The sequence below is a fragment of the Actinotignum schaalii genome (assembly GCF_028864145.1).
Classification (GTDB): Bacteria; Actinomycetota; Actinomycetes; order Actinomycetales; family Actinomycetaceae; genus Actinotignum; species Actinotignum schaalii_B.
Map to the genome: position 1 here is coordinate 1 of NZ_JARBHJ010000071.1, position 753 is coordinate 753.

General features: G+C 55.1%; 1 protein-coding gene. It reads left to right on the forward strand.

The window, feature by feature from the left end; translation table 11 throughout:
• Nucleotides 1-753 (forward strand): integrase core domain-containing protein (locus tag PWJ82_RS09495; protein WP_274736436.1); only part of this gene is annotated, 753 nt, incomplete at both ends.

Genomic DNA, 753 nt, shown 5'->3' on the forward strand with positions numbered 1-753 from the left:
TCAACCTCAGGAAAAAACTCGCAGCCCTGGGCCTGGACTGCGGCGCCCACACCATCCACACCCACCTGGACATCGAGAACAAACCCTCTCCAACCACCATATGGCGGATCCTGAAAAAAGCAGGAGCCATCACACCCCAACCACAAAAACGCCCTAAAAACTCCTATATACGTTTCCAGGCAGAACTACCCAACGGCACCTGGCAATCCGATTTCACTCACTGGCCCCTTGCCGATAAGACCGACACGGAAATCATTTCCTGGCTTGATGACCACTCCCGCTACCTCCTCCACATCAGCGCCCACCCACGCATCACCGGTACCACCGTCACCGCTACTTTCACCCAGACAGCCATGAACTATGGTCTACCCGCCTCAACCCTCACCGATAACGGCATGGTCTACACAACCCGCCTAGCAGCCGGAAATAAAAACAAAAACTATCAACCCAACGCTTTCGAACAACTCCTAGCCGACTACGCCATCACCCAGAAAAACGGGCGTCCTGGACATCCCACCACCCAAGGCAAAATCGAAAGATTCCACCAAACCCTCAAAAAATGGTTACGAGCCCAACCCCCAATAGACACTCTCGACGAACTCAACAACCTCCTAGAGGACTTCCAAACCATCTACAACACCACCCGCCCCCACCGCTCCCTCGCGAATAAAACACCCCACGAGGCCTACCACGCCCGCCCTAAAGACGGTCCCACTATCTCCCACGACGGCCAGGACTGGAGAGTGCGTATCG